The sequence below is a fragment of the Achromobacter sp. 2789STDY5608615 genome, from assembly GCF_001298995.1.
Classification (GTDB): domain Bacteria; phylum Pseudomonadota; class Gammaproteobacteria; order Burkholderiales; family Burkholderiaceae_B; genus Achromobacter; species Achromobacter insuavis.
In genome coordinates, this window is record NZ_CYTY01000046.1 from 30831 (window position 1) to 41793 (window position 10963).

The window sequence follows — 10963 nt, forward strand, 5'->3', positions numbered from 1 at the left end:
CGGCATGGCCCGCGCCCGCGCGACCGCCATCGCCGCCGCGCGGCGCGGACGCCGCCCGTTCGCCGCGCTGCGCCTGCTGACGCATGCGGTCGCCGTTGCCGGCGTCGCGCAGCGCGTTGTTGCCGTTGTTGGCGCGCGAACGGTCGCGCGCGGCCGCGGCATCCGCGCGCTGGCGCTGGGTCGCGGCCTGGCGGTCGGCCGAGGATGCGCGGCGGTCCGCCGACGGTTCGCGAGCGGCTCCCGGCGCCCGGGCGCCAACGCCGCCCTGCCCAGGCCGTTCGCCGCCGTCGCGCGGCGCCATGTGCCCGGGCGTGGGCTGGCCCGTGCGGCCCTGGAAGGATTGCGCGGCGCGCTCGCGGGCGGCGTCGCGCGCGCCCGGCGCGGATGCCGAGCCGGCCGGCCCGCGGTCGCGCGGTCCGCCCTGGCGCTGGCTGTCGAAGCGCTGGCGGCTGCCCGGATCGGCGTAGGGCGTGTTGCCGCGACGCTCCGGGTTGTGCTGCCAGGCCACGCGGTTGCCATTGGCATTGCCGGCGTTGATGCGCTGGTTGACGTTGATGTTGTTGTAGCGGTTGACGTTGATGTCGACGTCGTGGCGGCCCCAGTTGAAACCGCCCCACAGGGAATCGACCGCCGCCACCCCCAGGCCGAAGCCGATGCCGGCCACCAGCGAGGTGGCGAACGCCGAGCCGGGCGGTGGCGGGTAGTAGGCGGGCGGATAGGCGGGATAGGGCCAGGTGCCGTAGACCACGGCGGGGTTGTAGCTGGGCACGTAGATCACTTGCGGATCGGCCGGCTCGATCACCACCACGGTCTTGCCGCCCGTATCGGAAGCCGTGACCTTCTGCTGCGGCGTGCTGTTCAGGTTGCCTGCCTGGCGCGCTTGCGCCCGCAGCCGCTGGACCGAGTCCATCACGTCGTCCGGCTGCGCCAGGAAGGCGTCGCCCAGCGACCGGACCCACTCCGGCTGGCGGCCCATCATGTCCATGACGGACGGAAACGCGACCAGGGATTTGACGCTCGGGTCCCAGGGCTCGGCCTGGACCGCCTGCACGGCCGGGTCGCCGGACTGGCTGGCATGCCCGGCGGACCACAGGGCCGCGGCCGCGATGTCATCGGGATAGGTCGCCCCCATCAGGATCTGCGACAGGAGGGCATCGGGATAGAGCGCCACGGGCGCCAGCAGCTGGTCCAGCTGCCCCTTGTCGAGCTTGCTCTGGGCCGTGGCGGGCAGGCACGCGGCCAACCCGAGGCACAGACAGCCGAGGAACCACGCTTGCAGTCGACGCATTTCCCGTTCTCCGTGATCGCAACGCACAAGCCACAAACCTGGAGTGAACCGCCGGATACCGCGCAGACAATATATACCGAAACCGGCGCCCGACAAGCGCCCGTTTCGGCGGTGGCCGCAGGCGCCTACAGCTTGGCGACGGACACCTCGGTGGCCTTGACGAAGGCCAGCACCTCGGTGCCAACCTGCAGGTCCAGTTCCTTGACCGAACGGGTCGTGATGACGGAAGTGACGATGCCGGCAGGCGTGTCCACGTCGACCTCCGAAACCACCGGGCCGAGGATGATTTCCTTGATCTTGCCGCGGAACTGGTTGCGGGCGTTGATGGATTGAATGCTCATGGTGCTGCTCCTGAAAAATGGAAGGATTTCCGTGGGATCCCGCTCGCGCCGGAATGGCGCTTGCCAGGAAAACCGCCCCCGCGGCCGGCGGACTAGGGCCTGTTCACACTACAAGGAGCCTCGCACAGGCCCTAGACCGCGAGACGCAGATGCCGTATCTGTATGACCGGCGCCAGGGGCCTGTCGTCCCCCGCCGCCGGCGCTTCCTGCTTCATCACCACCCGCAGCACCCTGGCTTCCAGCGCCGCGAAGGCGGCCGAGCCGCGCGACCGGGGCCGCGCCAGCTCGACGCGTTCGTCCAGCACCACGCGGCCTTCGTCGATCACCAGGATGCGGTCGGCCAGCGCCACCGCCTCGCCGACGTCGTGCGTCACCAGCACCGCGGTGAAGCCGTCACGGCGCCAGATGTCCTCGATCAGCTGCTGCATGCCGATGCGGGTCAGGGCGTCCAGCGCGCCCAGCGGCTCATCCAGCAGCAGCAGGCCGGGCCGGTGCACCAGCGCCCGGGCCAGCGCCACGCGCTGGCGCTGGCCGCCCGACAACCGCGCCGGCCAGTCGCCGCCGCGGTCGCCCAGGCCGACCTGGCGCAACACCTCGGCCGCCTGGGCCCGCGCCTGGCCGGGCAGGCCCAGCGCCACGTTCTGCAGCACGCTTTTCCACGGCAGCAGGCGCGCGTCCTGGAACATCATCCGTACCCGGCTGTCGGCCGACCACTGCGGAAAGTTGTCGAACAGCACCGGCGAGCGCGCCGGCACGCCGCCCTGCGCCGCGCTGGGCGTTTCCAGGCCGGCCAGCAGGCGCAGCAGCGTGCTCTTGCCGCAGCCGCTCTGCCCCACCACCGCCACGAACTCGCCGGGCGCGATGTCCAGGTCCAGCCCCTTGAGCACCTGGCGCTCGCCATAGCGCTTGGACAGCTGGCGCAAGGTCACGCGCAGCGCGGCCCGCGCCGGCGCGGCATCGGCCGGCTCCGGCTCGCGTTCGCCGCGCCCCGGCACGTCCAGGTGCTGCAGCAGCTCGTACTCGCTGGGGTGGATGAACATGGTCCGGCCTCCGGGCGCCGCGTCCTCAGCGGGACGCCGCCAGCTTCTGCTGGTAATCGGTCTTGACGAAGCCGGCGAACGATTTCTCGGTCACCGCCAGGAACTCGGGCGAGGCGTAGGCCGCGGCGATGTCCTTGACGAAAGGCTTGTCCAGGTCGGCCGTGCGCACCGCCACCAGGTTCTGGTAGGTGGGCGTGGTCTTCTCCAGCGCCAGCGCCTCGGTCAGTTTCAGGCCCGAGGCCAGCGCGAAGTTGCCGTTCACGAACGAGTAGTCGGTGTCTTCCAGCGAACGCGGCAGCTGTGCGGCTTCCAGCGGGATCAGCTTGATTTTCCTGACGTTCACGGCCACGTCCTTCTCCGACACCTGCAGCGGGTCGTAGCCTTCACGCAGCTTGATCCAGCCCAGTTCCTGCAGCACCACCAGCGCGCGCGCCTGGTTGGTCGGATCGTTCGGCACCGCCACGCTCACGCCCTCGGGCGCGGCGTCCACGCTCTTGTACTTGCGGCTGTAGATGGCGATGGGCGCGGTCGGCACCTTGACCAGTTCCGACAGCTCCAGCTTGTTCTTGGCGGCGAAGTTCTTCAGGTACACGATGTGCTGGAACGCGTTGGCGTCCAGCGCGCCCTGGGCCAGCGCGAAGTTCGGCTGCACGTAGTCGTTGAACTCGACGATGCGCACGGTGTAGCCCTGCTTCTCCAGGATCGGCTTGATGCCGAGCTTGATCTGGTCGCTGTAGGGGCCGGCGGTGGCGCCGAAGACGATTTCCTTCTTGGCCGGATCGGCCGCCAGCGCGCCGCCGGACAGCGACAGGACGGTGGCGGCCAGCGCCAGGCTCAGGAGATTGCGTTTGACGGACATGGGGTTCCTCTCGGGATCAGCGTTTGTCGATGCGTCGCGCGACGGTATTGCCGGCGAACTGGATGATCTGCACCAGCACCACGAGCAGCGCCACGGTCAGCACCATCACGTCGGTCTGAAAGCGGTAATAGCCATAGCGGATGGCCAGGTCGCCGATGCCGCCGCCGCCCACCACGCCGGCCACCGCGGAATACGACAGGAAGCTCACCGCCAGCACGGTCAGGGCCAGCACCAGCCCGGAACGCGCTTCCACCAGCAGCACCCGGCGCACGATCTGCAGTTCGGATGCGCCGGCGGCGTGGGCGGCCTCGATGACGCCGCGCGGCACTTCGCGCAGGCACTGCTCGACCAGCCGGGCGAAGTACGGAATCGCCGCGAACGACAGCGGCACCGCCGCCGCCACCGGGCCGATCGAGGTGCCGGCGATCACGCGGGTGAACGGCACCAGCGCCACCAGCAGGATGATGAACGGGAACGAGCGCACGGTATTGACCGTCCAGCTCAACAGCCGGTGCGCCAGCGGGCGGTCGAGCGACTGGCCCGGGCCGGTCAGGAACACCAGCACGCCGAGCGGCCCGCCCAGCAGGATCGACGCGGCCAGCGCGATCGCCAGCATCAGGAAGGTCTGGCCGACCGCCACGCCCAGCTCGGGCAGCAATTGCACAAAGGTGTCCAGCATCAGGCGACCTCTTCATAGGGATGGGTGGCTTCGCGGATCAGCTCGCGGCCGAGCGCGGAGGTCAGGTGGACGCCGGCGCCGGAGATCTCGGCCTGCTCCAGCACCTGGCCGTTCTCCATCACCGCCACGTGGCGGCACAGCGCCCGCACCACCGCCAGCTCGTGCGTGACGATGACGATGGTCACGCCCAGGCGCTTGTTGATGTCGCGCAGCACGCTCAACACCGAGCGCGTGGTCTCGGGGTCGAGCGCCGAGGTCGGTTCGTCGCACAGCAGCACCGCCGGCTCGCTGGCCAGGGCGCGCGCGATCGCCACGCGCTGCTTCTGGCCGCCGGACAGCTGCGCCGGATGGCTGGCGGTCTTGTCGGTCAGGCCGACGATCTCCAGGCATTCGCGCACCCGCGCCGCGATCTGCTCGCGGCCACGGCCGCCATGCACCCGCAGCGGAAAGGCCACGTTCTCGAACACGGTCTCGTTCTGCAGCAGGTTGAACTGCTGGAAGATCATGCCGATGTTCTGGCGCGCGGCGCGCAGCGCCGGCTTGCCGAGCGCGGTCAGTTCAGTGCCGCCGACCCGCACCGTGCCCGCGTCGGGCCGTTCGAGCAGGTTGATCAGGCGCAGCAGGGTCGACTTGCCGGCGCCGCTTTTGCCGATGATGCCGAAGGTGTCGCCGGCGCGGATCGACAGCGACACGTCGCGCACCGCGTCGAAGCGGCCGGCGCGGGTGGCGAACGACTTGCTCACCGCGTCCAGCCGGATCAGCGGCTGCGGCAGCGAGGCCAGTTCGGGAAGGGAGGAAAGATCGGTCATCGGCGAATCAAGGTGAAGGTCATGCGCATCAGGAATACGCGGTGGGTTCGGGAATCTGGTCCAGCAGCGCGTAGCGGCCCAGGTCGCGGATCTTGTAGGCCACGGGGTCGTGCAGGGTGTGCACGCGCGCGTTGCGCCAATAGCGGTCGTAGCCATAGCGCGCCGCGGTGGACGAGGCGCCGGTGACGTCGAACAGGCCGTCGCCCACCTCCAGCGCGGCGCGGTGCGCCAGCACCTTGGCCTGGGCGCCGGCCACCGCCACCTCGCCGCGCTCGTCCGCGGTCAGCGACGGCCCGCGCGCCAGCGCGGCGTCGAGCCTGAGGCCGGCCACGTCGGCCAGCGCCTGCGCCGCCTGCACCCGCAGCCAGAATTCGCCGAAGCGCTCCTGCACATAGGGGTCGTCGGCATGGCGCTGCACGCCGGACGCGAACCAGGGCCGCGCGTCGTCGCGCACGTAGCGGCGCGCTTCGCGGAAGGCGCCGCGGGCGATGCCCAGGTAGAGGTTGGTCATGATCAGCTGGGCCACCTGCGAGCGCAGCGTGGCGCGCGGCGCGGGATCCACGCCCGGCGCCTGCAGCACCTGCACCGGCTCCAGCCGCACGTGGTCGAAGCGCACGGTGCCGCTGTCGGTCTGGCGCTGGCCGAACGCGTCCCAGTCGGGGTTGACGGTGATGCCCTCGGCGCGCGTCGGCAGCGCGGCGATCAGCGCGGTGCCCGAGGCCTTGTGCCAAGCGGAAAAGGTCAGCAGGTCGGAGCCGACCGAGCCGGAGCTGAAGCTCTTGACGCCGTCGATGCGATAACCGTCCAGCTCGGCCCGCGCCACCACCCGCCGGTCGAGCGGATTGAGCGCATTGCCCCAGAACAGGTTGCGCTCGACCGTGGGCCGCAGGAAATAGTCATGCTGGGCGGGCGTGCCATAGAGCAGCACGCCGGCCACCTGCAAGTGATGGAAGCCGAACACGTGCGCCAGCGCGCTGTCGGCCTCGGCCAGCGTGCGCACCGCCGCCAGCACGGTCGACCAGCTGGCGCCGGCGCCGCCGTATTGGGTCGGCACCGACAGGCGCAGCAGGCCGCTGGCGCGGATCCGCTCGCGCTCGGCGGCTGCGTGGCCGCCCTGGCGGTCGCGCTCGACGGCGGTGGCGGCCAGTTGATCGGCCAGGGCCTGGACGGCGCGCGGGATGTCGTCGGCCGCGCGCGCCGGCGCGGCGCCGGCGGCAGGCGCGTGTGCGGTATCGGGGTCGGTCTGGATCTTGGCCATGGAATCTCGTCGTGGAAGAAGGCGGGTCAGGCCGGCCGGTAGGCCGGGTTCCAGCGCAGCAGGCGGCGCTCCAGCAGCCGCGCCAGGGTGTCGGCCGCCTTGCCCAGCAGCGCGTAGAGCAGGATGCCCAGCAGCACCACGTCGGTCTGCAGGAATTCACGCGCGTTCATCGTCATGTAGCCGATGCCCGATTGCGCCGAGATCGTCTCGGTCACGATCAGGATCACCCACACCAGCCCCAGCGCGAAGCGCAGGCCGACCAGGATTGAGGGCAGCGCGCCCGGCAGGATCACGTCGCGATACAAACGCCAGCCCGTCAGGCCGTAGGAGCGCCCCATTTCGATCAGCGCCGGATCGACCGAACGGATGCCGTGGAAGGTATTCAGGTAGACCGGAAAGAACACGCCCAGCGACAACAGCGCCAGCTTGGCGGTCTCTTCGATGCCGAACCACAGGATGATCAGCGGAATCAGCGCCAGCACCGGAATGTTGCGGATCATCTGCAAGGTGGTGTCCAGCAAGGTCTCGGCGGTGCGCGAGGAACCGTTCAGCAAGCCCAGCGCCAGGCCCAGCCCGCCGCCCAGCAGCAGGCCCCACAGCGCCCGCAGCGCGCTGATGCGCACGTGCTGCCAGAGCTCGCCCGACGCCGCCAGCGACCACGCCGCCGCCGCCACCGCCGACGGCGCCGGCAGGATGCGCGACGACAGCCAGCCGGCCTGCGCCGACAGCTGCCACAGGCCCAGGATCAGGGCGGGGACCAGCCAGGGCGCCAGCGCCGCGCGCCAGCCGCCGGGCTTGCGGGCGTCGGCCATCAGCTGGCCGCTTCCTTGGGCACCAGCTCGGTGGCCATGACTTCGCCGAACGGCCCGGTGAGCACCGTGTTGCCGACCTGCTTGCCGCCCTTGCCGGGCAGCAGCGGGAACACCAGCTCGGCAAAGCGGTACGACTCTTCCAGGTGCGGATAGCCGGAGAAGATGAAGGTCTCGATGCCCAGGTCGGCGTATTCCTGGATGCGCGCGGCCACGGTCTCGGGGGCGCCCACCAGGGCGGTGCCCGCGCCGCCGCGCACCAGGCCGACGCCGGCCCACAGATTGGGCGAGATCTCCAGGTGCTTGCGGCCGCCGTGCTCGTCGTTGAGCTTGCCGCCGTGCAGCGCCGCCATGCGGCGCTGGCCTTCGGAATCCATCTTCGAGAACGCCGTCTGCGCGGCGCGCACGGCGTCCTCGCTCAGGTGGCTGATGAGGGCGTCGGCGGCGGCCCAGGCGGCCCCTTCGGTCTCGCGCACGATCACGTGCAGGCGGATGCCGAAGCGCACCGTGCGGCCGTGCCGCGCGGCACGCGCCTTGATGTCGGCGATCTTCCTGGCCACGGCCTCGGGCGGCTCGCCCCAGGTCAGGTACACATCGAGCTGTTCGGCGGCCAGTTCGTGCGCGGCCTCCGACGAGCCGCCGAAGTACAGCGGCGGATAGGGCTTCTGCACCGGCGGGTAGATCACCTTGCCGCCCTTGGACACCAGTTGCTCGCCCTCGAAGCTGTAGCCTTCGGCCTCGTGGCTGTTCTCCAGGATGCCGCGCCAGATGTGCAGGTAGTCGGCGGTGATGGCGTAGCGCTCGTCATGGCTGACGAAGACGCCGTCGCCCTCCAGCTCGCCGGGGTCGCCGCCGGTCACCACATTGACCAGCAGCCGCCCTTCGGACAGGCGGTCGAAGGTGGCGGCCATGCGCGCCGAGAACTGCGGCGAGCTGACGCCGGGGCGGATCGCCACCAGGAACTTCAAGCGGCGCGTGGCGCCGATCAGGCTGGACGCCACCACCCACGCATCCTCGCAGGAGCGTCCGGTGGGCAGCAGCACGCCGTCGTAGCCCAGCGTGTCGGCGGCCACCGCCACCTGGCGGAAATAGTCGTAGCCGGCCGCGCGCGCGCCGCGGCTGGTGCCGAGATAGCGCGAATCGCCGTGGGTGGGAATGAACCAGAAGACGTCCATGGAATGCCTGCCCTTGTCTATTTCAGGCCCGACGGCGCGGCGTCGAACACGTTGAGGGGTTTGGGGATCAGCTTGAGCGCGTGGAACGCATCGGCCACCTGCTGCTGTTCCTGCAGCACTTCCCGCGTGATCGGCTGCACGCCGTAGGCCAGCCGCTCGGCGGCCAGTTCGACCACCGCCTTGTCCAGCCCCAGCACCGGCTGCAGCAGCGCCACGGCCTCGGCGCGATGGTCGCGGGCCCACAGGTCGCCCTTGCGGATTTCCTCCAGCACGATCTGGATCACGTCGGGATGCGCTTTTTCGTAGGGACGCGCCGCCAGGAAGAACTGGTAGTTCTTGACCACGCCGGCGCCGTCGGCCAGCACCCGCGCGCCCAACTGCTTCTCGGCCGCGGCCTGGAACGGGTCCCAGATCACCCAGGCGTCGACCGACCCGCGCTCGAAGGCGGCGCGGGCGTCGGCCGGCGTCAGGTAGGCCACGTTCACGTCGGCATAGGGCACGCCGGCGCGCTCCAGCTGCTTGACCAGCAGGTAGTGCACGTTGGAGCCCTTGTTCAGCGCGACCTTCTTGCCCTTCAGGTCGGCCACGCTCTTGATCGGCGAGTCCTTGGGCACCAGGATGGCCTCGCTGGTCGGCGACGGCGGCTCGTTGCCCACGTACACCAGCGCCGCGCCGGCGGCCTGCGCGAACACCGGCGGCGCCTCGCCCACCGTGCCGAAGTCGATCGAGCCGACGTTCAGTCCTTCCAGCAGCTGCGGGCCGGCGGGAAACTCCGTCCACTTCACCGTGATGCCCTGCGCCGCCAGGCGCTTGTCCAGGTCGCCCAGGGCGCGCACGATGGTCAGCGTGCCGTACTTCTGGAAGCCGATGCGCAGCGTCTTGGCCTCCTGCGCCTGCGCTTGCGCGGCGGGCCACAACAGCGCGGCGCACAGCAGCGCCGCCAGCCAGCGGAAGACGGAAAGACGCGATATCCAGATGATGCTGCGCATGCAAGCCCCTTGGTTGGTTCAGACGCTGAAGCCGCCCGCGAGCGCGAGCCGGCCAAGATCGAATGCTTCGTTGACGACCACGCCGCGCGGCCGCACCTGCTCGGCCAGGCGTTCCACCGAATCCTCCAGCCGCGTCCGCACCTCGTCGTCGATCACGCTGGCGCCGTCGTCATCGATGCGCACCTGCTTGTCGGTGGCGTAGACGCCAGCCAGGATGTGGCGCGCGCCCAGCGCCGACAGCACCGGCTTGAGGCCATACTCCAGCGCCAGCAGATGGGCCGGGCTTCCGCCCGTCGCGATCGGCAGCACCACCTTGCCCGCCAGCGCCTTCTCGTCCAGCAGGTCCAGCACCGCCTTCAGCCCGCCCGAGAACGAGGCCTTGTAGACCGGCGTCGAAATCAGCACCGCGTCGGCCGCGGCCACGCGGGCTCGCAGCGCATGCGCGGCCGGGCCGGCGTAGTGGCCCTCGACCAGGTCTTCGGCCGGCAGGTCGCGCAGCCCCAATTCGCTGATGGCCAGCCCGCGCGTGCGCAGCAGCTGCGCCGCATGGCGCAGCAGGGCGGAGGAACGGGAACGCTGCGACGGGCTGCCCGCCAGGGTGAGGATGCTCATGTGGGTTGGCCGGTGTTGCGTTGAAGAATCGTGCGCGGCGCCAGGCCGGCTCAGAAGGCGGGAATCAGCGAACCCTTGAATTCGCTGTCGATGAAGGTGCGTACTTCGGGCGACTGGTAGGCGGCCACCAGTTTCTTGACCCAGGGCTGGTCGCGGTCCTTGGTGCGCACCGCGATGATGTTGGCGTAGGGACCATTGGCGGCTTCGCGGCCGATGGCGTCGCGCGCCGGTTCCAGGCCGGCCTGGGTGGCGTAGTCGTTGTTGATCGAGGCTGCGGTCAGGTCGTCGAGCGAACGCGGCAACTGCGCGGCATCCAGCGGCACCAGCTTGAGCTTGCGCGGGTTGGACACCACGTCCGAGGGCGTGGCGTTGTTCTTTTCCTCGGCCTCGGGCTTGAGGGTGATGAGCTTGTAGGCGGCCAGCAGGCGCAGCGCGCGGTTGCCATTGGACGGATCGTTCTGGATGCCGACCGAGGCGCCTTCGGGCAGGTCGTTGAGCGATTTGATCTTGCGCGAATAGAAGCCCAGCGGCGCGGTCACGGTCAGGCCGACCGGCACGATGTCGAAGCCGCGCGCCTTGATCTGGTTGTCGAGGAAGGGCTTGTGCTGGAACGCGTTGGCGTCGAGGTCGCCGGCGTTCAGGGCGGCGTTGGGAAGCTGGTAGTCGTTGAACTTGACCAGCTTGATCTCGAGGCCGTCACGGGCGGCGACCTTCTTGACGACGTCGAAGATCTTCTCGGTGGAGCCGACGGAGATGCCGACGGTGATGGTCTTTTTTTCCTGCGTGTCGGCGTGGGCCGTGCTGGTCAGGGCCAGGGCGAGGGTGGTGGCGGTGAGCAGGTGGCGAGTGAAGGACATCTTGTTTTTCCGACGAGATTCGAATGAGTTGATTGGATTCTGTCATTGCGAAATCTTTGGGAAAAATACTTAGTGGGTATGAGGATATGTGGTGTGGGTTGGTTTTTTTTGGGGTTTGGGGGTTTTGGAAATATGAGGTTATTTCGGGGAGTTTGGGTGGGTGGGGGAGCGGGCAGGGTTTGGGTTCTTAAGGCGCGCGTGGTGGGGTCGGTGGGGGATGGCGGGGCTACGATTGCGGTCCGGAGCG

The 10963-nt window shown here is 69.7% G+C and carries 12 protein-coding genes; all 12 read right to left on the minus strand.

Going from position 1 to position 10963, the window contains the following annotated elements; genetic code table 11:
- The coding region (locus AOZ49_RS27180) for a DUF3300 domain-containing protein (protein ID WP_082380601.1) at positions 1 to 1288 on the minus strand (1288 nt) is incomplete at its 3' end.
- A 125-nt stretch (positions 1289 to 1413) separates the two neighbouring features.
- Positions 1414 to 1629 (minus strand): TOBE domain-containing protein, encoded by a 216-nt coding sequence (locus tag AOZ49_RS27185; protein ID WP_006227327.1) that lies wholly within the window; start codon positions 1627 to 1629, stop codon positions 1414 to 1416.
- 131 nt (positions 1630 to 1760) lie between these two features.
- Positions 1761 to 2669 (minus strand): ATP-binding cassette domain-containing protein, encoded by a 909-nt coding sequence (locus tag AOZ49_RS27190; protein ID WP_054434998.1) that lies wholly within the window; start codon positions 2667 to 2669, stop codon positions 1761 to 1763.
- 25 nt (positions 2670 to 2694) lie between these two features.
- Positions 2695 to 3528 carry a MetQ/NlpA family ABC transporter substrate-binding protein gene (locus AOZ49_RS27195; RefSeq protein ID WP_054434996.1) on the minus strand — a complete coding sequence of 278 codons (834 nt, stop codon included), beginning with the start codon at positions 3526 to 3528 and terminating at the stop codon, positions 2695 to 2697.
- 16 nt (positions 3529 to 3544) lie between these two features.
- On the minus strand, positions 3545 to 4207 hold the full coding sequence (locus AOZ49_RS27200) for a methionine ABC transporter permease (protein WP_054434994.1): 663 nt from the start codon (positions 4205 to 4207) through the stop codon (positions 3545 to 3547).
- On the minus strand, positions 4207 to 5016 hold the full coding sequence (locus AOZ49_RS27205) for a methionine ABC transporter ATP-binding protein (RefSeq protein ID WP_054434991.1): 810 nt from the start codon (positions 5014 to 5016) through the stop codon (positions 4207 to 4209). The genes AOZ49_RS27200 and AOZ49_RS27205 overlap by 1 nt, the downstream gene beginning before the upstream one ends.
- Before the next feature lie 28 nt (positions 5017 to 5044).
- Complete coding sequence (locus AOZ49_RS27210) at positions 5045 to 6274, minus strand: acyl-CoA dehydrogenase family protein (protein WP_054434989.1); 1230 nt, start codon at positions 6272 to 6274, stop codon at positions 5045 to 5047.
- 26 nt (positions 6275 to 6300) lie between these two features.
- A complete protein-coding gene (ssuC, locus tag AOZ49_RS27215) occupies positions 6301 to 7086 on the minus strand; it encodes an aliphatic sulfonate ABC transporter permease SsuC (protein ID WP_054434987.1) in 786 nt (261 codons plus the stop codon).
- Positions 7086 to 8258, minus strand: coding sequence for an FMNH2-dependent alkanesulfonate monooxygenase (gene ssuD, locus AOZ49_RS27220; protein ID WP_054478855.1), 1173 nt, complete (start codon positions 8256 to 8258; stop codon positions 7086 to 7088). The genes ssuC and ssuD overlap by 1 nt, the downstream gene beginning before the upstream one ends.
- 17 nt (positions 8259 to 8275) lie before the next feature.
- A complete protein-coding gene (locus tag AOZ49_RS27225) occupies positions 8276 to 9247 on the minus strand; it encodes a sulfonate ABC transporter substrate-binding protein (protein ID WP_054434983.1) in 972 nt (323 codons plus the stop codon).
- Between the two features lie 18 nt (positions 9248 to 9265).
- A complete protein-coding gene (ssuE, locus tag AOZ49_RS27230; RefSeq protein ID WP_054434981.1) occupies positions 9266 to 9859 on the minus strand; it encodes an NADPH-dependent FMN reductase in 594 nt (197 codons plus the stop codon).
- Positions 9860 to 9909: 50 nt separating this feature from the next.
- Positions 9910 to 10716 (minus strand): MetQ/NlpA family ABC transporter substrate-binding protein, encoded by an 807-nt coding sequence (locus AOZ49_RS27235; RefSeq protein ID WP_054434979.1) that lies wholly within the window; start codon positions 10714 to 10716, stop codon positions 9910 to 9912.
- Positions 10717 to 10963 lie beyond the last annotated feature (247 nt).